The 17,144-nt window shown below is 62.9% G+C and carries 21 protein-coding genes and 1 pseudogene; 11 read left to right on the top strand and 11 right to left on the bottom strand.

What is annotated here, in order from left to right; all coding sequences use genetic code 11:
* Positions 1 to 129: 129 nt before the first annotated feature.
* The 3 genes from Q0L57_RS15105 to Q0L57_RS15095 all read left to right on the top strand — a co-directional run bounded on the left by Q0L57_RS15105 (position 130) and on the right by Q0L57_RS15095 (position 2,704).
* Positions 130 to 1,080, top strand: coding sequence for an ABC transporter substrate-binding protein (locus Q0L57_RS15105; RefSeq protein WP_296743881.1), 951 nt, complete (start codon positions 130 to 132; stop codon positions 1,078 to 1,080).
* Between the two features lie 62 nt (positions 1,081 to 1,142).
* Complete coding sequence (locus tag Q0L57_RS15100) at positions 1,143 to 1,916, top strand: ABC transporter permease (RefSeq protein WP_296743900.1); 774 nt, start codon at positions 1,143 to 1,145, stop codon at positions 1,914 to 1,916.
* The gene (locus Q0L57_RS15095; RefSeq protein ID WP_296743879.1) at positions 1,913 to 2,704 is read left to right on the top strand and encodes an ABC transporter ATP-binding protein; all 792 of its coding nucleotides are present in this window, start codon (positions 1,913 to 1,915) and stop codon (positions 2,702 to 2,704) included. Before Q0L57_RS15100 ends, Q0L57_RS15095 begins: the two co-directional genes overlap by 4 nt.
* A 23-nt stretch (positions 2,705 to 2,727) precedes the next feature.
* Here Q0L57_RS15095 and Q0L57_RS15090 read toward each other — a convergent pair whose 3' ends face one another.
* Positions 2,728 to 3,348 (bottom strand): TetR/AcrR family transcriptional regulator, encoded by a 621-nt coding sequence (locus tag Q0L57_RS15090; RefSeq protein ID WP_296743877.1) that lies wholly within the window; start codon positions 3,346 to 3,348, stop codon positions 2,728 to 2,730.
* Positions 3,349 to 3,565: 217 nt separating this feature from the next.
* Here Q0L57_RS15090 and Q0L57_RS15085 point away from each other — a divergent pair, with 217 nt between their 5' ends.
* The 4 genes from Q0L57_RS15085 to Q0L57_RS15070 are packed head-to-tail and all read left to right on the top strand — an operon-like array spanning position 3,566 to position 6,245.
* A complete protein-coding gene (locus Q0L57_RS15085) occupies positions 3,566 to 4,153 on the top strand; it encodes a flavin reductase family protein (protein WP_296743875.1) in 588 nt (195 codons plus the stop codon).
* 25 nt (positions 4,154 to 4,178) lie between these two features.
* Complete coding sequence (locus Q0L57_RS15080) at positions 4,179 to 5,213, top strand: LLM class flavin-dependent oxidoreductase (protein WP_296743874.1); 1,035 nt, start codon at positions 4,179 to 4,181, stop codon at positions 5,211 to 5,213.
* The gene (locus Q0L57_RS15075) at positions 5,129 to 5,458 is read left to right on the top strand and encodes a tautomerase family protein (RefSeq protein ID WP_366940918.1); all 330 of its coding nucleotides are present in this window, start codon (positions 5,129 to 5,131) and stop codon (positions 5,456 to 5,458) included. Before Q0L57_RS15080 ends, Q0L57_RS15075 begins: the two co-directional genes overlap by 85 nt.
* Positions 5,459 to 5,468: 10 nt before the next feature.
* Entirely contained in the window at positions 5,469 to 6,245 is a 777-nt protein-coding gene (locus Q0L57_RS15070; RefSeq protein WP_296743872.1) for an alpha/beta hydrolase, read from the top strand.
* 23 nt (positions 6,246 to 6,268) lie between these two features.
* Here the strand turns inward: Q0L57_RS15070 and Q0L57_RS15065 are convergent, their stop codons facing one another.
* From Q0L57_RS15065 to Q0L57_RS15055, 3 genes are all read right to left on the bottom strand, one after another.
* Positions 6,269 to 7,207, bottom strand: a complete 939-nt coding sequence (locus Q0L57_RS15065) for a GlxA family transcriptional regulator (RefSeq protein ID WP_366940917.1) — start codon at positions 7,205 to 7,207, stop codon at positions 6,269 to 6,271.
* Positions 7,208 to 7,512: 305 nt separating this feature from the next.
* On the bottom strand, positions 7,513 to 7,647 hold the full coding sequence (locus tag Q0L57_RS15060) for a hypothetical protein (protein WP_095791071.1): 135 nt from the start codon (positions 7,645 to 7,647) through the stop codon (positions 7,513 to 7,515).
* A gap of 334 nt (positions 7,648 to 7,981) precedes the next feature.
* The gene (locus tag Q0L57_RS15055) at positions 7,982 to 8,167 is read right to left on the bottom strand and encodes a hypothetical protein (RefSeq protein WP_296743861.1); all 186 of its coding nucleotides are present in this window, start codon (positions 8,165 to 8,167) and stop codon (positions 7,982 to 7,984) included.
* 220 nt (positions 8,168 to 8,387) lie between these two features.
* Here Q0L57_RS15055 and Q0L57_RS15050 point away from each other — a divergent pair, with 220 nt between their 5' ends.
* The gene (locus tag Q0L57_RS15050; RefSeq protein WP_296743859.1) at positions 8,388 to 9,287 is read left to right on the top strand and encodes a LysR substrate-binding domain-containing protein; all 900 of its coding nucleotides are present in this window, start codon (positions 8,388 to 8,390) and stop codon (positions 9,285 to 9,287) included.
* 71 nt (positions 9,288 to 9,358) lie between these two features.
* Here the strand turns inward: Q0L57_RS15050 and Q0L57_RS15045 are convergent, their stop codons facing one another.
* On the bottom strand, positions 9,359 to 10,204 hold the full coding sequence (locus Q0L57_RS15045) for an NAD(P)H-binding protein (protein ID WP_296743857.1): 846 nt from the start codon (positions 10,202 to 10,204) through the stop codon (positions 9,359 to 9,361).
* A 128-nt stretch (positions 10,205 to 10,332) separates the two neighbouring features.
* Between Q0L57_RS15045 and Q0L57_RS15040 the strand changes: the two genes are divergently transcribed.
* A complete protein-coding gene (locus Q0L57_RS15040) occupies positions 10,333 to 10,725 on the top strand; it encodes a helix-turn-helix domain-containing protein (protein ID WP_296743855.1) in 393 nt (130 codons plus the stop codon).
* 18 nt (positions 10,726 to 10,743) lie between these two features.
* Here the strand turns inward: Q0L57_RS15040 and Q0L57_RS15035 are convergent, their stop codons facing one another.
* The 3 genes from Q0L57_RS15035 to Q0L57_RS15025 form a co-directional block, all read right to left on the bottom strand.
* Complete coding sequence (locus Q0L57_RS15035; protein ID WP_296743853.1) at positions 10,744 to 11,691, bottom strand: alpha/beta hydrolase; 948 nt, start codon at positions 11,689 to 11,691, stop codon at positions 10,744 to 10,746.
* 79 nt (positions 11,692 to 11,770) lie between these two features.
* Positions 11,771 to 11,923 (bottom strand): hypothetical protein, encoded by a 153-nt coding sequence (locus Q0L57_RS15030; RefSeq protein WP_296743851.1) that lies wholly within the window; start codon positions 11,921 to 11,923, stop codon positions 11,771 to 11,773.
* Entirely contained in the window at positions 11,923 to 12,108 is a 186-nt protein-coding gene (locus tag Q0L57_RS15025; protein WP_296743850.1) for a hypothetical protein, read from the bottom strand. The genes Q0L57_RS15030 and Q0L57_RS15025 overlap by 1 nt, the downstream gene beginning before the upstream one ends.
* A gap of 57 nt (positions 12,109 to 12,165) precedes the next feature.
* Here Q0L57_RS15025 and Q0L57_RS15020 point away from each other — a divergent pair, with 57 nt between their 5' ends.
* Positions 12,166 to 13,446 (top strand): acyltransferase, encoded by a 1,281-nt coding sequence (locus Q0L57_RS15020; protein ID WP_296743848.1) that lies wholly within the window; start codon positions 12,166 to 12,168, stop codon positions 13,444 to 13,446.
* A 13-nt stretch (positions 13,447 to 13,459) separates the two neighbouring features.
* Here the strand turns inward: Q0L57_RS15020 and Q0L57_RS15015 are convergent, their stop codons facing one another.
* Complete coding sequence (locus tag Q0L57_RS15015) at positions 13,460 to 15,529, bottom strand: ASKHA domain-containing protein (protein WP_296743846.1); 2,070 nt, start codon at positions 15,527 to 15,529, stop codon at positions 13,460 to 13,462.
* Positions 15,530 to 15,618: 89 nt separating this feature from the next.
* Here Q0L57_RS15015 and Q0L57_RS15010 point away from each other — a divergent pair, with 89 nt between their 5' ends.
* On the top strand, positions 15,619 to 15,861 hold the full coding sequence (locus Q0L57_RS15010) for a hypothetical protein (RefSeq protein ID WP_296743845.1): 243 nt from the start codon (positions 15,619 to 15,621) through the stop codon (positions 15,859 to 15,861).
* Positions 15,862 to 15,940: 79 nt separating this feature from the next.
* On the opposite strand, the gene Q0L57_RS15005 is transcribed toward Q0L57_RS15010, so the two are convergent.
* Positions 15,941 to 16,921 carry a methyltetrahydrofolate cobalamin methyltransferase gene (locus tag Q0L57_RS15005; RefSeq protein ID WP_296743843.1) on the bottom strand — a complete coding sequence of 327 codons (981 nt, stop codon included), beginning with the start codon at positions 16,919 to 16,921 and terminating at the stop codon, positions 15,941 to 15,943.
* Positions 16,922 to 16,989: 68 nt separating this feature from the next.
* Positions 16,990 to 17,144 (bottom strand): annotated as a pseudogene (locus Q0L57_RS15000) (methylenetetrahydrofolate reductase); the annotation flags it as partial.

Raw genomic sequence — 17,144 nt, 5'->3', positions numbered from 1 at the left:
TCCAAGGCGTTTCGATATCTCGTTACCCAACGTCAGCTTCGACCATGGTCGACTGCGGCCCATGCTTCATTGACAAGGCTTTTGTCGTCTGTGAGACAATCTCATCTCACTATAAAAAGGGGAACGAGAATGAACAGAACCACCATCTTCGCGGCGGCACTCACGGCCGTCGCTGGACTGAACGCGCCGGCCATGGCCGCCACGTCGCTCACCATCGGCATCAGCGGCTGGACCGGTTTCGCGCCGCTGACCTTGGCCAAGCAGGCCGGCCTCTTCGAGAAGCACGGGCTCGACGTCACGCTGAAGAAGGTCCCGCAGGCGAGCCGCCCGCTCGCCATTGCTAGCGGCGACCTGCAATGCGCGGCGACCACGGTCGAAACCTGGATGGTGTGGAACGCCAGCGGCGTCACCACCAAGCAGATCTTCCAGCTCGACAAGTCCTATGGCGCCGACGGCATCGTCGTGCGCAACGACATCAAGACGGTCGCGGACCTCAAGGGCAAGAACGTCGCCTCGTCGGCGCCCGGCACGTCGCCTTACTTCATGCTCGCCTGGGTGCTCAACAAGAACGGCATGTCGACCAAGGACGTGACGGTTGTCAATCTGGAGCCGGATGCGGCCGCGCAGGCCTTCCTCGCCGGGCAGAACGATGCGGCCGTGACCTATGAACCTTTCATCTCGGCGGTGCGCGACAAGGCTGACCAGGGTCATATCCTGGCGACCACGCTCGACTATCCCATGGTGATGGACACCGTCGGCTGCACGCCGGACTTCCTCAAGGCAAATCCGGATGCCGCCAAAGCGCTTGCCGACAGCTATTTCGACGCGCTCGACATGATCAAAAAGGATCCGCAGAAATCCTATGAGATCATGGGCGCCGATGTGAAGCAGTCGGCCAAGGAATTCGAGGATTCGGCGAAGTATCTGAAATGGGCCGACAAGGACGAGAACAAGCAGTTCTTCACCAAGGATTTCCAGGATTTTTCCAAGACTGCGGCGCAGCTCCTGGTGCAGATGGGGCTGATCAAGGAAGCGCCCGATGTGACGACGCTCGCCGACACCAGCGCGGTGGCCAACTGATCGCGCGTCGCCCGGTCGGCGGCTGCAAGTCGCCGACCCCTTCCTGAAGGACAGTTTTGATGCTGCGTCCCCTGCATCCTGTTTCGCCGGGCACGAAGACCGTGCTCGGCATCGCTTTCTTCGTCCTGTTCGTGGCGTTCTGGGCGTGGATCACGCTTGGCGGCCACGTGAACCGGATCTTTCTCGCCGACCCGCTGTCGATGCTGAAGGACGGCTGGCGGCTGCTCACCGAGGACCGTTTCTGGCTCGACATCCTGATCACCATCTGGCGCGTCTTCGGCGGCTTCGTGCTCGCATCGATCGTCGCCGTGCCGATCGGCATCGCAATGGGCGCCTGGAAGCCGGTAGAAGCGTTCCTTGAGCCGTTCGTGTCCTTTGCCCGCTATTTGCCGGCATCCGCCTTCATCCCGCTGCTGATCCTGTGGGCCGGCATCGGTGAATTGGAGAAGCTGCTGGTGATCTTCGTCGGCTCCGTCTTCCAGATCATCCTGATCATCGCGGTTAAGGTCGGCGGCACAAGGCGTGACCTGGTCGAGGCCGCCTACACGCTGGGCGCGACCGACAACGGCATCGTCAAGCGGGTGATCGTGCCGGCCAATGCGCCGGAGATCGCCGAGACGCTGCGGCTGGTGCTGGGCTGGGCATGGACCTATGTCATCGTCGCCGAGCTGATCGGTTCGTCATCCGGCATCGGCTACATGATCATCAACAGCCAGTCTCGACTGGCGACGGGGCAGATCATTTTCGGCATCATCGTCATCGGCCTGATAGGCCTCTTGTCCGACTTCGCCTTCAAGGCCTTCAACCGCTGGCTCTATCCATGGAGCCTGGCGTGAGCAAGCTTGTCATCGAGGGCGTTTCACGCACCTTTGCGGGAGTGCGGGGCGGTCAGCCTGTGCAGGCCCTGCAGCCAGTCGACCTCTCGGTCGCCGCCAATGACTTCATCACCATCCTGGGGCCTTCCGGTTGCGGAAAGTCGACATTGCTCAGGATCGTGGCCGGACTGGAGGCACCGAGCACGGGGCGCGTGCTGCTCGACGGCAAGGCCGTCGGCCGGCCAGGTCCGGACCGCGGCATGGTGTTCCAGTCCTACACCCTGTTTCCCTGGCTGACGGTCGCCGAGAACATCGGCTTCGGCCTGCGCGAACGCAACATGCCCGAGCGGGAGCGCAACGAGATCGTCGCGTCCTATATCGATCTGGTCGGGCTTAAGGGTTTCGAGAACCATTGGCCAAAGCAGCTTTCCGGCGGCATGCAGCAGCGCACGGCGATCGCCAGGGCGCTGGCCAATGATCCCGCGATCCTGCTCCTCGACGAGCCGTTCGGCGCGCTGGACAACCAGACGCGCGGCCTGATGCAGGAATTGCTGCTCGGCATATGGGAGCGGCGCAAGAAGACGGTGCTGTTCGTCACCCACGACATCGAGGAGGCGATCTTCATGGCCTCACGCGTGATCGTGATGAGCGCGCGGCCTGGCAAGATCAAGTCGGATGTGCCGGTCGACCTGCCGCATCCGCGCCATTACACGCTGAAGACCAGCCCGGAGTTTTCGACGCTCAAGGCGCAACTCACCGAAGACATCCGCATCGAGGCGGTGCGGACGGCGCAGACGCAACCGGGCTGACGGCCAGCCCGTCACTACGTGTTTCACGTGCCCGGCGGAAGTCTGGCGTTCACCAGCGCAATGCAGCCGTCGAGGCCGTTTCCTATGGCTGCCTCGTCGTGACGGCGCTCCCAGTCCAGCCACAGCCCGTCCAGCGTCGCCATGATGGTGTCGGCAAGCGGTGCGATCGCGTCCGGCCTGCAATGGCGGTCGGCCGCGACACCGCGCAGAAGCTCGCTCAGCTGCGACCTGTAGCCTTCGTAGAGTTCCCGCTCGACCGCCGCGATCTCTTCATAGGCGAGGGCTGCCGACCAGAGATCGATTCTGACGCGAAGATAGTCGCGCTTGAGGAAAGCCTTGCTGAAGCCGGTGCCAAGGAAAGCGCGCAACTGCTCGATCGGGCTTTTGGACGACCTGCCCAGATCGCGCTGCGTCGCCTCGAACAGAGTCCGCGACGCGTATCGGTAGGTTTCGACCAATACCTCCTTCATGTCCTTGAAGTGATAGGTGATGTGTCCCAGCGATATGTTGGAATGCTCGGCGATCTTTCTCGCCGTCAATTTCGCGTAGCCATATTCCTGCAGGCAAAGGAACGCCGCCTCGATGATCTCGGTCCTCCGATCCTGCGATGATCGGATGACATGCGCCTTTCGTTCCTGAGCCAACGCGTACGCTTCCTTCCCTGACATAGCGCCTGAAAGCAGGTCGACGGGCTTTGATCCGTCGCCGCCCAAGCTGCCTTTTTATATGTCCGGCATCAACGGCCGGTTTCAAGTCGGTTGACATATCGGCTTGTACGCATGTACAACATGCCGATTAGTACATCTGTACAACTTGAGCCGGTTGCAATCCGGCGAGGCGTCGAGGGACGGGGAGGAACGCATGCCGCACGGCACCTGGGTGGACGCGCAAAGCTGCGATCGCCGAGCCCTGCGCGATATGCTCGGATCGTTCATGACTGGCGTGACCGTGGTGGCGGCGCGCAACGAAGACGGCGCCCCAAGCGCGCTCACGGCGAACTCGTTCACCTCCGTATCGCTGGATCCGCCCCTGATCCTGGTTTGCCTGGCCAAGTCTTCGAGGAGTGCCGGCGTCTTCAGTCGAGCAGAGCGTTTCAGCGTGAACATACTGGGCGGTTGGCAGCGCGATCTTTCCGCGGCTTTCGCTTCGCGTAGCCCTGCCAAGGACGTAGCGCTGGAAGCGCTGACGCCGGGAAGCCCGCCGGTGGTCGACGGCAGCCTTGCCACCATCGCCTGCACACAGCACCAGGTGGTCGATGCGGGCGATCACATCATCCTGATAGGCGGCGTGACGGAATTCACGTCCATGGCCGGCGAACCGCTGGGCTATTTCCGCGGTGCATATTTTGGCTTCGGCCCGGCGACATCCGGGGATCGCGCGGCCGCGTCCCTTGGTTGGGAAGCCGCAGCCCAAACGTCCGCTGCTTCCACCGACGTCGCCGCCGACTGAACCCTGACAAAAAAGAGGGATATTCATGGATTTCAACCACTTCCTGTCGAGCTATCTGCCGGACCCGACCTATGGCGGCACCCGACTCTACCGCGACATGGTCGAGCAGGCGGTATCGGCCGAGAAGCTCGGATATCGCGCCGTGTCGATCCCGGAGCACCATCTCATCAACATCCTGCTGGTGCCGTCGCCCCTGCAACTCGCCGTGCGCATCGCTGCCGCGACGAGCACCATCAAGCTGGTCACCTCCATTGCCGTGCTGCCGGTGCGCGACATGCGAACCTTCGCCGGCGAGGTGGTGCAGGCAAGCATGCTGTGCGATGGCCGACTGGTGTTGGGCGTGGGAAGAGGCGCCTTTGCCTATGAGGTTGCCCGGCTGGGAACACCGATCGAGCAGACACGAGCGAAATTCGAGGAATCTCTTGCCGTGCTGCAGGCATTGCTGACGCGGGAGGAAGTCTCCTGGGACGGTGAATTCTATCGCTTTGACCCGATAACCGTCATGCCGCGGCCAGAGGTCGAGATTCCGCTGATGATGGCGGTGATGGCTCCGGAGGGCATCGAGGCCTGCGCGGGGCAGGGCTACATGGTCCAGACCACGCCGTTGCAGGCGGCGCATTCGGTGCTCATGGAACAGGTGAACGCTTTCAAACGCGGAAAGGCTTTGGCCGAGCAAAACGGCAAATCGAGCCGCCTGTCGCTGATGCGCGGCATCTATCTGGCCCGCGATGCTGCCGACGCACGAAACAAGCTCGAACGCGCCTACAGCTACTATGAGCGGTTCGACAATGTTTTTTCCGGCCCCGGCATCGTCGACAATGGGTGCATCCGGCCGCTGCCTCGCCGTCAATCGGTTGAGGAACTCGGCCGGAGCCTCATCATCTGCGAAGCCGCTGAAATGATCGACCGCATCTCGACCTATGCCGAGGCAGGGATCGATGAGGTCATCATGTCCAGCAATTTCGGCCAGCCCCAATCCGAGACCCTCGAAATGATGGAGCGGTTCTCGACACAGGTAATGCCTCACATCGCCGGCCGCCGCGAGCGGTCCGCAGCCTGATCTCACTGTCGAAAACGGAGAAACGAAGAATGCCCATCATAAGAGTGGAAATGTTCAGCGGCCGCACGGTCGAGCAGAAACGTCAGCTGTCGAAGGCGCTGACGGAGAGCTTCATCAGCGTGTGCGGCGGCAAGCCACAGTCCGTCCACATCATCATCGAGGACGTGGCAAAGGGCGACTGGGCGATCGGGGGCGAATTGTGCTCGGATCTCTATCCCGACCCGAAGCCGGCGGGAACCGATTGAGGCGCCGGCAATGAGCAAGCCAATTGATTGTGTCCATTCCATCGTGGGCAGCGGGCCGGCACTCTTTCTCATCCACGGGATCGGCGCTCGTCGCACCGGTTGGTCGAAACTGGCGGAGGCACTGAAAGACAGATTCACCTGCATTTCCTACGATCTGCGCGGCCATGGCGACTCTCCGCTTCCCTCAGGGCGCTTCGGCCTCGACGATCTCGTAGACGACCTAGAACTGCTGCGCGCCAAGCTTGGCATCGAGAGGGCCCATGTCGCCGGCCACTCGCTTGGCGGCATGATCGGCCCGGCCTATGCTAGGCGTTTTCCTGAACGGGTCATTTCGGTTGGCCTACTGTCGACCGCCGCATTCCGCACCGAGGATGACAGCGCGAAGGTCAAGGCAGTCGTGGCGGCTATGCGCGAGCGCGGCATCGGCAATGTCCTCGACACGCTGACGGCCCGCTGGTTCACGGATGAATTCGCGGCGCGACGACCAGACGTCATCGAGTGGCGCAAGAGGCAGGTGATGGACACGCCCGCCGAGGTCTTCCTGAACGTCTTCGATATCTATGCCGAGACCGAGATGAGCCCGTGGCTGCACCAGGTCGTGGCGCCGTGCCTGGTGCTAACCGGCGAGTTCGATGGCGGCTGCAACCCGCGCCTCAACAGGCAGATCGCCGAGGCGCTGCCACATTCGGAACTGGTGATCCTGGATGGGCTGAAGCACGCGATCCTGATCGAAGCGAGCGACCGTGTCGCGCCGCCCGTCAGGCAGTTCCTGCTCGCCAACTCCTGACGGGCAGCCCGCCTGCGTCCGGATCAGGCCGCAAGCAACTGCTTGCGGTCGACGCGCTCCTGCTGCGGCGAGCGGGCATAGAGCTCGCGGTAGCATTTGGAGAAATGCGAGGCCGAAACGAAGCCGCAGGCCACCGCGACCTCGACCACAGGCATGGACGACTGGATGAGCAGATGCCTGGCGCGGTCGAGCCGGATCTCCAGATAGTAGCGGGCAGGGGACCTGCCCATCTCGGTGCGGAACAGGCGCTCGATCTGCCGGCGCGACAGATCGACATGGTCGGCGATCTCGATCAGCGACAGCGGCTCCGAAAGGTTCGCCTCCATCAGTTCGATGATGGTCAGCACCTTGGAATTCTGGACGCCGAGGCGGGCGCGCAGCGGCAGGCGCTGGCGGTCGGTCGGGCTGCGCACGCGGTCGGTCAGCACCTGCTCGCAAACGCGGTTGACGAGACTCTCGTCGAAATCGTCGCCGATCAGCTTCAGCATCATGTCGAGCGCGGCGGTGCCGCCGGCACAGGTGTAGACGTTCTGGTCGATCTCGAAGAGGTCGGCAAAGACGTTGGCCTTGGGGAAGGCTTCCGAGAAGCCGGGCAGGTTCTCCCAGTGAATGGCGCAGCGTTTGTTGGATAGCAACCCGGCCGCGGCCAGGATATGCGCGCCGGTGCACAGCCCGCCGACGGAGACGCCGCGATTGTATTCCTCACGCAGCCAGGCGAAGGCCGATTTGTTCTGGTAACGCTCGACATTGACGCCGCTGCACACGATCGCCATGTTCGGCCGATCCGGCCCGGCCATCTTCTTGCGTTCTTCCTCCAGCGAGGTGTTGACGGCGCATTCGACGCCATTGGACGCACGCACCGGCTTGCCGTCGATGCTGGCCAGGCGCCAGCGATAGGCCTCGTAGCCCAGCATCCGGTTGGCCGAACGCAACGGGTCGAGCGCCGTCGCGAAAGCGATCATGGTGAAATCGGGAACAAGGAAGAACACAAACGATCTTTTGATCGGATGCTTGACGGCATTCACGGGGGAACCTCACGCGGCCATGACGCGAACAGAATGTCGCGAACAGCATAGCGACATCAGGAAAAACCTTGGCTGTCAATCGGGTAGGCGGCCAAGTGAAGATTAAATTTGCGACATGGGTCGCAAATGGGCAATCGCCGCGAGTACATTGGCCTTGCACTTGGCATCGAACGCCAACGCAACGAAAAACGCCGCCACGGTGAACCGGGCGGCGTCGAAATCAGTTTGGTGCGCCAGTTATCTCAGGCGACGAAGCCGAGGCGGGCGGCGGCCATTGCGCCGGTCTGGCCAGGCATGGTCTTTGCAAGGCGCTGACGCTCCAAAGCGGTCGTCAGGTTCATTTCGCGGCGCGTGAAAAGGCGGGCAAACAGCTTCATCGTCATCTCCATTTGGGTTGCTCAGACGGGTCGCCTTCGCTTTATGGAGTGGGGCAGCTCGTTTTTGCTGCGTGTGATATAGGCTTGGTTCAGCAAAAACTAAATCGCAAAAGCGAAGCGCTTGATATGAAAAGCGACATGGATTGCGACATCTTTGGGCGGCGTGCCAAAGATTTGCTATTATTTACAATGCTTTAATTCGAAAATTAACCCGCTATGCGAGTGGTTCATATGCGTCATGCGGCGGCCGCATGGCTCCAGAAGTCGTTTGAGCGCAAACAAAAGGGCCTGCCGAGCTGACGCGGCAGGCCCTCATTTTTCAGTACACACTTAGCTACTTGGCTCCGGCCCAGCTTCCTACGCCGAGGCGCACGCCGGTCTTGGCGTCGGCGGCTTCCGGCCAGCCGATATCCTTCTGCAGTTCGATCGGCAGCGCATGGATGGCGCGTTCGGTCTGGTAGCGGGCGCGGGCCGCGCTGAATTCGGTCGCGAGCCGACCGATGGATGACAGGATAGACATTCTCTTTCTCCTCGAATCGGGCAGGGAAGCACCCGGCCATGTGTTACGTCAGGTCTGTTTCAGCTTCATTTCGTGTCGATTGCAGGTCTGTGTGGTGGTGGTTTAGTGGCCGTTTTTGGCAGCAGCCTGCATCGATCAAGTTGACTATGCGCGCGAAGTGATGTTCAATCAAACGAAATGGGATGATCGTTTGCATCAGAAAAATTGAAAGCAAGCTCCAATGAACGCCCCGCTTAATCACCCTCTGCCGCTGCTCGATCTCGATGTGTTGCGCACCTTCGTGGCGATCGCCGAGACCGGCAGCTTCACCACCGCCGCCAATGCGGTGTTCCGCACGCCATCGGCCGTCTCCATGCAGATCAAGAAGCTGGAGGATATTCTCGGCCGCTCGGTCTTTGCCCGCGATGCGCGTTCGGTGACGCTGACCACGGATGGCGAGATGCTGCTCGGCTATGCCCGCCGCCTGCTCTCGATCAACCGCGAGGTGGTGTCGAAGTTCATCATTCCCGACATTGTCGGCGTGGTCCGGCTGGGTTCGCCGGACGATTACGGTGAACGCATCCTGCCGCATGTGCTGAAGCGGTTCGCGCAGTCGCATCCATCGATCGCCGTCGATGTCACTATCGACCAGAGCATCAATCTGCGCCGTCGCATGGACGACCGCGCGCTCGACATCACGCTGCTCACCAATTCCTACAAGACCAGCGCCATCGGCGCCGAGGTGCTTCTGACCGAGCCGATCGTTTGGGCCGGGGCCAAGGGCGGCTGCGCGCATCTGCGCGAGCCTCTGCCGGTTTCGCTGTGGGAGGAAGGCTGCGCCTGGCGGGCAGGGGCGCTGGAAGCGCTCGGTCGTGAAGGCCGCAACTATCGCATTGCCTATATGAGCGCGCATACCGCCGGCCAGCGCGCGGCGATCATGGCGGATCTTGCGGTCGCGCCGCTGCCCAAGTCGTTCCTCGGCGACGAGATGGTCGAGCTCGGGCCGAAGGACGGCATGCCGGACATCGGCACCTACAACCTCGCCATGGTGGTCGGCTCCGACGCCAGCGCGCCGGTGAAGGCCGTCGCGGACCATATCCGCGCCACGTTCGAACTCTTCCGCGAAACCGGCAAGTTCTGAGCTGTTCTTTTGACAGGGCCCGTCCCGGTATTCCGGGGCGGGCTTTTTTGTCGGCTCGCTGCGCCCGATGCTCAGAACGCGGCGGCCAGAATCTCCTGAAGCGGCCTTGGCGCGCGGCCCGACAGTCTCTCGACGTCGCCGGTGACGATGTTCATGCCGCCGGCCGCAAACCCGGCCTGGATGCTGGAAACCGCGTTGATGACGTCGATCGGCAAGCCGGCCTGGGCGAGGCCGCCACGAAGCTGCTCGTCGGCGATCACAGCGAAGCCCATCGGCTTGCCCGAGGCCTCGGCAATCATGGCGGCGCGCTCGGCGCCCGAGATGCTGGCCGGGCCGGTAGCGTCATAGATTGCACCGGCATGGTCGTCCCCGGCCAGGATGCCGGCCGCCGCGGCGGCGACATCGTCGCGCGAAACGAAGGCGACGCGGTTCTCGGCAAGGCCAGTGAGCAGGCCCAAGCCAAAGGACATCTGTGCCTCCTGCACAAGAGATTCGGCGTAGTAGTTCATGCGCAGGATCGTCCATCTCGGGGCCGTCGCGATGAGCCGCTGCTCGCCTGCCCAATAGGACGCGCCGATAGCAGGCTCCAATTCCTCGCGGGTGCCGGCCATCGACATGAACACGATGTGACCGACGCCGGCGGCAACGGCGGCGTCGATGGCCGCCAGGTTCTGCTCGCCGCGCCGGCCGGGCCGCAGGTCGGATGTCGGGATGATGAGCAGCCTGTCGAGGCCGGCATAGGCGGTCGCCAACGTGCCGGGGCGATCATAGTCGCCGAGGCGGGTTTCGGACGCTCCCTCGACCGCTTCGGGTGTGCGCGAGATTGCAATCACCTTATGCTCGGGGACGCGTGTTGCCAGCTCGTTGAGGACAGCCTTGCCGAGTTTGCCGCTGGCGCCGCTGATACCGATCTTCATAGGTCTTCTCCATCGTTAGTGGGCACGAACATTTTGTGCGTAGTGATATGATGGAGACTGGAAATCGGCGCAAGAATGCACAATTCTGTGCTCTACGAACATCGATGTTCGTGTCGAAGGACAGGCAAATGCCGCAAGCTTCCCTGCAAGGGCGCGTCCCGGAAATGGCGGATCCCGATCCTCACGCCGAGTGCCGGGCTTTCGGCCAGGTTCTCGACAGGATCGGCGACAAATGGACCATCATGGTGGTTGGCGCGCTGTCGCACGGTCCGATGCGCTTCAATGCGCTGATGCGGCTGATCGGTGGTGTCTCGCACCGCATGCTGACGTTGACGCTGCGCGGGTTGGAGCGGGACGGGCTTTTGAGGCGAACGGCCTACCCGACCATTCCACCCAAGGTGGAATACGAGCTGACCGAAATGGGCCACTCGCTGATCCAGCCGCTCGAGGCGTTGTCGGCATGGGGGCAGCAAAACCGATCGGCGATCGAAGCTTCACGCCGGGAGTATGATCAGGGCTAGGCAGCCTATCGTGATCTTTCAGGTCGCGGCCTGACCCTGCAGCCACCAGCCTCTGGCCTGCATGCGCTTTGCCTTGGGCTCGCCGGCCAGGAAATCGACAATGCTGTCGCGCGCGCGGCGCGCTTCGGGCATCTCGATCAGCGGCCAGACGTGGAACATGCCTTCCTCATAAACGACGTCCACCTCGACACCGGCAGCGCGCGCCTTCTCGGCGAAGATCAGATTGTCGGGGCTGAGCAGGTCGCGCGAGCCGGCAAGCAGGAGCGTCTTCGGCAACACAGAGAGGTCGCCGTAGAGCGGACTGATGTGCCAGTCGGAGCGGTCCATGCCGGCACTGTAGAGCCGGATCGCCTCGAGGCCGCCGGGGATGCCGAGCCAGGGGTCGTTGCGCTCGGCCTCGAACACTTCCGGGTTGGACAGCGACATGTCCAGCCCGGGTGAGATCAGGACGTGGCGTGACGGCAAAGGCAGCCCTTCCTCGGCGGCCATCATGGTCAGCACCACGGCCATGTTGCCGCCGGCGGAATCGCCCATGAAGACGATATCCTCGGCATCGGTTTCTTCCAGCATGCGCCTGTAGAGGTCGCCCACCATGCCGAACATGGCGTGGAAATCATGCTCCGGCGCGATCGGGTAGACCGGCACCGTGACGGCGAAGCCCAGGCGCTCGGCCATCTCGGCGATCAGGCCCCAGTGATAGGACGTGATCTGGAAGACATAGGCGCCGCCATGCAGATAGAGGATGCGCCGGCGCTCGCCGAACTTCGGCGCGATCTCGTAGACGGGAAAGCCGTCGAGGGAAGTCTCGGCAATGTCCAGTCGAGCCTTGAGCAAGGCTGGCGGGTGGTAATCCTCGGTCTTGCGGGCGTAGTCGATCCAGCGCCGCAGATTTTCCGGGCTGGAAAAAGCCCTCTTGCGGCTGTGCCTGAGGATCAACGAGACGAGGTGGCTTTTCAAACTTGGCATGCGGATACACGGACTTCGGCGGAGCCGACTAAGAGAAGTTCCCCCACGCCTTTCGAAGATTGTATCTCGCTGAAGAATGTCAAGGTTTCGCTTTTGGCACATCGGGATGACGGCGATTATCCCAGCGCCGCGGCGGCACCAGCGAAGCGCGCAGCTTGTTGTCGGCAGGCGCCGGGGCCACCTTCGGGCCTCGGCGCCTGGCGAGCAGCTCGCATTTGTCGGCGAAGGTCATCAGCGTGGTGTGCCGAGCAGCAGCGAGGCAAGGGCTGCCTGAGGGTCGCTCGGCGGCGAGGCCGGCCAACCGATATCCTTCTGGACATGCGGCGGCAGGCTGTTAAGCGCGCGGATAGCCTTGTTCCGGGCATGGGCCTGCCTGATGGTCACGCCGAAGCGGCCAAGGTTTTCAAACATCGACATCTTTCCATCTCCCTCGAAGAGCAGCGGTGACCGAGGACTATCCTCGGCCGCCATTCGATGCCGGTGGAAATGCATTCCGGATGTTTCGGCTGTATTTCGCGAAAGCAGCGTTTCGGTTTCCGAAATGTGCGGTTCCTGAAACATTTGCATGCAAACGAGTTTGGCAAGCTACGCTCTCCCGAACCCTGTCAAGACAGATGGCCATCCGCGGTTGACAGCGGTGGGCGGCTGTATTGTTATTGTGCGATGCGATATCGAATGTGTGCGTCGCAGCATGGTTCAAATCCGAGCCAGAGCAGCGTGACGAGCATCCACAATATTCAATATCTGCGGGGCCTCGCCGCGTGCGCGGTTGTCTGCTTTCACGTCAGCGAGCAGTTCGGCGGGCCGTTCGCGGTTGGGGCGGCCGGAGTCGACGTCTTCTTTGTGATCAGCGGCTTCATCATGTGGGTAACGACGGCTGGCAAGCCCGCTGTGCCGTGGCGCTTCATGGCTCGCCGGATCACCCGCATCGTGCCTCTGTACTGGATCGTCACTCTGCTCACCGCAGCAGGCATCCTGATCAGGCCGCAGTTCTTCTACGGCCACGTCCTCAGTCTGCCGAATTTCGTGGGCTCGCTGTTCTTCCTGCCGGTTCTGCAAGGAGACGCGCTGCATCCTGTCGTCATCCAGGGTTGGACGCTTTGCTACGAGATGATGTTCTATCTCGTTTTCACGCTGGTCCTGTTCCTGGGCGAACGCTGGCGGTTAGGCGTTCTCATCGGCGCTCTTGCCGCAATTGTCGGCCTGCATTTCGTTCTTCCGGCGGGATATGCTTATGCGTATGCCTTCAGCGATCCTGTCGTGCTCGAGTTTGCAGCCGGCGTCATCGTGGGACGCTTGTGGCGTCAGGGCGCCAGGATCCCGCTTGGAGCGGCGCTGACAATGGTTGGCGCCGGATTTCTCCTCCTTGCGGTCGGTCCATTGTTCCATGCCGACGTGCCCCGCGCCTTACGCTGGGGGATTCCGGCGACACTGATCGTGGCGGGCGCGGTTTTTGCCGAGCGGGCGCGGCCGTTCCGCCCGCTGGCCTTGCCCGGCTTTCTCGGCGATGCGTCCTATTCGATCTATCTATGGCATGTCCTGGCAGCCGTCGCAGCGACCGGCATCGTCTTGCGCATCGGAATTCCTGCCACGCTGCAGCCGACGGTGATCGTGGTCGTCACGATCGCATTCTCGGCCGTGCTCTACCTTCTGGTCGAAAAGCCATTGGTCAGGCTGCTGCATTCGCCGCGCGCCAAGGGCGCGGCGAAGGCACGGCATGCCGCAGCCGCGCGGGTCGCGAGCGGCCAGAGCTAGAGCCGAGACGCCGTCAGTCGCGGCCGCGTCGCGCCGCGCGCTCCTCGCGGGAACGCCGGCGCGGCGTGGCATCGCCCGCTGCTCCATCCTCGCTCACGGCCTTGCGTGGCGGCAGCTTCACCGCGGCCGCCAGCTTCGGGAAGGGGTCGACCTTGTTCGGCAACGCCATGGCGTAGACGAAGTGCTCCTGGAACTTCGGTTCCAGCGCGGTTTCGATCTTCTCGATATGGGCGACCGTGTCCTCGATCTCGCGACGGTAGCCGCGGTTCAATAGCGCCATGCGCGCGCCGGCGCCGGCCGCGTTGCCGACCGCTGAAACCTTGTCGAGATCGCAGTCCGGGATGAGACCGAGCACCATGGCGTATTTCGGATCGATGAAGGAACCGAATGCGCCGGCGAAATGGATTCGGTCGACATGCTCGGTGTTCTGCTTCTCCATCAACAGCTTGGTGCCGGCATAAAGCGCCGCCTTGGCAAGCTGGATGGCGCGCACGTCGTTCTGGGTGATCGTGATCTTCGGCTCGCCCTCCTTCAGCACATAGGAGAAGGTGCGGCCGTTGGCGACGATGCGCGGCGAGCGTGCGGCAAGCGAGCCTTCGACGACGCCGTCTTCCGAAATGATGCCCGTCAGGTACATTTCGGCCACCACCTCGATGATGCCCGAACCGCAAATGCCGGTCACACCCGTCGCCTGCACGCTCTCGGTGAAGCCAGGCTGATCGGACCATAGCTCCGAGCCGATGACGCGATAGCGCGGCTCCAGCGTCTCGGGGTCGATGCGGACGCGCTCGATGGCGCCGGGGGCGGCGCGCTGGCCGCCGGAGATTTCCGCGCCCTCGAAAGCCGGGCCGGTGGGGGAGGAGGCGGCGACGACGCGCGTAGAGTTGCCGAGCACGATCTCGGCATTGGTGCCGACGTCGACGATCAGCATCATCTCTTCCTGGCGGTGCGGGCCTTCCGAGAGCGTGACCGCCGCGGCGTCGGCGCCGACATGGCCGGCAATGCAGGGCAGCATGTAGAGGCGCGCGCCCTGGTTCAGCTTGAGGCCGATATCGGAGGCCTTGATGCGCACGGCGCCGGAGACGGCGAGCGCGAAGGGAGCGCCGCCGAGTTCCGTCGGATCGATGCCGAGGAACAAATGATGCATGATCGGATTGCCGACGAAGACGGAATCCAGGATGTCAGCGCGCTGGACGTTGCCTTCCGCGCAGACCTTGTCCACAAGACTTGACACGGCCTCGCGCACGGCGACCGTCATGCCCTCGCGGCCGTCCGGATTCATCATCACATAGGAGACGCGGCTCATCAGATCCTCGCCGAAGCGGATCTGAGGGTTGGATGTGCCGGACGAGGCGGCGACGCGGCCGGACAGCAGCGACACCAGATGCATCGCAATGGTGGTGGAGCCGATATCGCAGGCAAGGCCATAGGCCTCGTTCTTCAGCCCGGGCCAGAGAGCAATGACACGCGCGATGTCGCTGTCGGCGTCCTTGTGGATGGCGGCGGTCGCGGCCCAGTTACCCTTGCGCAGGATGCCTTGGACCTGCGGCATGAGGTAGAAGTCGAATTCGAGGTTCTTGAGACCCCAGTCCTTCATCAGGGCGATCTTGAGGCGGTCGAGATCGCCGAGCGGCTTGTGCATGTCGGGCTCTTCGATCTCGACATAGCACATGCGGATCGCCGTATCGCGGGCGATGACGCGCGTGTCGGCGTCCTTGCGGATGGTCTGCGCGTTGATGACCGTGTCCTGGGGGACGTCGATGACGAGGTCTCCGAGGATCTGCGTGGAGCAAGAGAGGCGCCGCCGCTCGGGCAGTCCGCGCACGCGCTCGTAGCGCTCCTCCTTGGCGCCCTTGGGAGAAATATGGTCGTTGGACGAGATGATCTTGTGCTTGGCGAAATTGCCTTCCTGCACCTCGATCTGGCAGCGTCCGCAAGTGGCTCGGCCGCCGCACACGCTCTCGACATAGACGCCAAGCTGCCGGGCCGCGTCTAGCACCGGCGTGCCGATCGGAAACCGTCCGCGCTTGCCGGACGGCATGAACAGCACAAGTGGATCGGTGATGTTTGGGGGAGGGTTCATGCTGGCACGTATCTCGATGGCAGTTGCCGATGCCGTTTAACGGATCGTTTTACTATTGGGTGGACTCTCTGCTGGTCCAGAGGCCAACCATGTCGGATCTTCTTCTGTCCGCAGTCCTCACCGCGTTCACCATGGTGCGCGTGATCAAGGGGCCGTGGCTGCGCAATCCGCAGTACCTGGCTTGCGGGATCCTCGGCGCGATCGTCGGAGCGCTGGTGCTCAACAACTTCTGGCCCGCCTACGCCGACGATTTCGTCATCGGCGGCGTAACGGGTATCTTCGGATCCTGGGCTGGAATGGCGCTGTTCGACGCAATACTGGGCATGGCCTGACCGCAACGCAGACGTCACCGATCGCATCGACGATGCGACCGGCTCAGCGAGATTTGCGATACGGTCCACGATTGCGCGCTTACCCCCGGGCCATGCGGGCTTCGCGACCGCCGCGGCGGCGGCCGCCGGCGGCAGCCGCACCACCATCGCCAGGGGCCGTCACTGGCGTCGGCGCCGGCGCGGCATGGCCGCCTTCGGCCGGCTTGTAGTCCTTGTAGGTGCGGATCCAGTTGGTGCAGTTCTCGTCGGTGCCGTTGAGCACATTGGCGCCGCGCACGGCTTCCATTTCCTGCGGACGGACCGGGTTCATGATCGCCGAGGTCATGCCGGCGCCGATCACCATCGGGATGAAGGCGGCGTTGATACCGTGGCGGTGCGGCAGACCGAAGGAGATGTTGGAGAGGCCGCAGGTGGTGTTGACCTTTAGCTCCTCGCGCAGCCGGCGCAGCAGCGCGAAGACCTGGCGGCCGGCATCGCCCAGCGCGCCGATCGGCATGACCAGCGGGTCGACGACGACGTCATGCGCGGGAATGCCGTGGTCGGCGCAGCGCTCGACAATCTTCTTGGCGACGGCGAAGCGCACGTCCGGGTCCATCGAAATGCCGGTCTCGTCATTGGAAATGGCGACTACCGGGACGTTGTATTTCTTGACCAGCGGCAGGATCGCCTCGAGCTTCTCTTCCTCGCCGGTGACGGAGTTGACCAGCGGGCGGCCCTTGGCGACCTTGAGCGCTGCCTCGATGGCGGCGGTGACAGAAGAGTCGATCGAGAGCGGCAGGTCGACGAGGTTCTGGACGATCTCAAGCGTCTGGACCAGCAGCGCCGGTTCGGTCGCATTGGGGTCGACAGCGGTGACGCCGGCATTGACGTCGAGCATGGTGGCGCCGCAGGCGGCCTGCTCCAGCGCATCCTTGATCACGGTCTCGAAATTGCCGGCCACCATCTCGGCGGCCAGCTTCTTGCGGCCGGTCGGATTGATGCGTTCGCCGATCACGCAGAAGGGCTGATCGAAGCCGATGATGATTTCTCGTGTCGCCGAGGCGACGATGGTCCGGGTCATGAAGTCTCTCCGCCTGATATAAGGTGCGCGTTGTATCGCATCTGGTTTCGTTGAAGGGGGGCCGCGTTTCAGTGCGCGGTCTTTACCATGTCCACCTGCGTTTCAGTAATTTCGTCATGCAGTATGTGCTCGAGCCGGTCGGCGACAATCTGGTCGTCACGCCGGATTTCGCGCTTCCAGGGCTGGCGGCCTTTCAGCACGCCCGATTCATCGACGATCTCGG

It is taken from the genome of Mesorhizobium sp., assembly GCF_024509055.1.
Taxonomy (GTDB): Bacteria; Pseudomonadota; Alphaproteobacteria; order Rhizobiales; family Rhizobiaceae; genus Mesorhizobium.
Note: the sequence above shows the minus strand (reverse complement) of the source record. Positions and strands in the feature narration are given on the sequence as shown.

Excerpts from the sequence above, each read along its gene's own strand:
- Q0L57_RS15105 (WP_296743881.1), top strand. The coding sequence starts at position 130 with ATGAACAGAACCACCATCTTCGCGGCGGCACTCACGGCCGTCGCTGGA.
- Q0L57_RS15085 (WP_296743875.1), top strand. The coding sequence starts at position 3,566 with ATGCCGCACGGCACCTGGGTGGACGCGCAAAGCTGCGATCGCCGAGCC.
- Q0L57_RS15080 (WP_296743874.1), top strand. The coding sequence starts at position 4,179 with ATGGATTTCAACCACTTCCTGTCGAGCTATCTGCCGGACCCGACCTAT.
- Q0L57_RS15070 (WP_296743872.1), top strand. The coding sequence starts at position 5,469 with ATGAGCAAGCCAATTGATTGTGTCCATTCCATCGTGGGCAGCGGGCCG.
- Q0L57_RS15065 (WP_366940917.1), bottom strand. The coding sequence starts at position 7,207 with ATGATCGCTTTCGCGACGGCGCTCGACCCGTTGCGTTCGGCCAACCGG.
- Q0L57_RS15060 (WP_095791071.1), bottom strand. The coding sequence starts at position 7,647 with ATGAAGCTGTTTGCCCGCCTTTTCACGCGCCGCGAAATGAACCTGACG.
- Q0L57_RS15055 (WP_296743861.1), bottom strand. The coding sequence starts at position 8,167 with ATGTCTATCCTGTCATCCATCGGTCGGCTCGCGACCGAATTCAGCGCG.
- Q0L57_RS15050 (WP_296743859.1), top strand. The coding sequence starts at position 8,388 with ATGAACGCCCCGCTTAATCACCCTCTGCCGCTGCTCGATCTCGATGTG.
- Q0L57_RS15045 (WP_296743857.1), bottom strand. The coding sequence starts at position 10,204 with ATGAAGATCGGTATCAGCGGCGCCAGCGGCAAACTCGGCAAGGCTGTC.
- Q0L57_RS15040 (WP_296743855.1), top strand. The coding sequence starts at position 10,333 with ATGCCGCAAGCTTCCCTGCAAGGGCGCGTCCCGGAAATGGCGGATCCC.
- Q0L57_RS15035 (WP_296743853.1), bottom strand. The coding sequence starts at position 11,691 with ATGCCAAGTTTGAAAAGCCACCTCGTCTCGTTGATCCTCAGGCACAGC.
- Q0L57_RS15030 (WP_296743851.1), bottom strand. The coding sequence starts at position 11,923 with ATGACCTTCGCCGACAAATGCGAGCTGCTCGCCAGGCGCCGAGGCCCG.
- Q0L57_RS15025 (WP_296743850.1), bottom strand. The coding sequence starts at position 12,108 with ATGTCGATGTTTGAAAACCTTGGCCGCTTCGGCGTGACCATCAGGCAG.
- Q0L57_RS15020 (WP_296743848.1), top strand. The coding sequence starts at position 12,166 with ATGCCGGTGGAAATGCATTCCGGATGTTTCGGCTGTATTTCGCGAAAG.
- Q0L57_RS15015 (WP_296743846.1), bottom strand. The coding sequence starts at position 15,529 with ATGAACCCTCCCCCAAACATCACCGATCCACTTGTGCTGTTCATGCCG.
- Q0L57_RS15010 (WP_296743845.1), top strand. The coding sequence starts at position 15,619 with ATGTCGGATCTTCTTCTGTCCGCAGTCCTCACCGCGTTCACCATGGTG.
- Q0L57_RS15005 (WP_296743843.1), bottom strand. The coding sequence starts at position 16,921 with ATGACCCGGACCATCGTCGCCTCGGCGACACGAGAAATCATCATCGGC.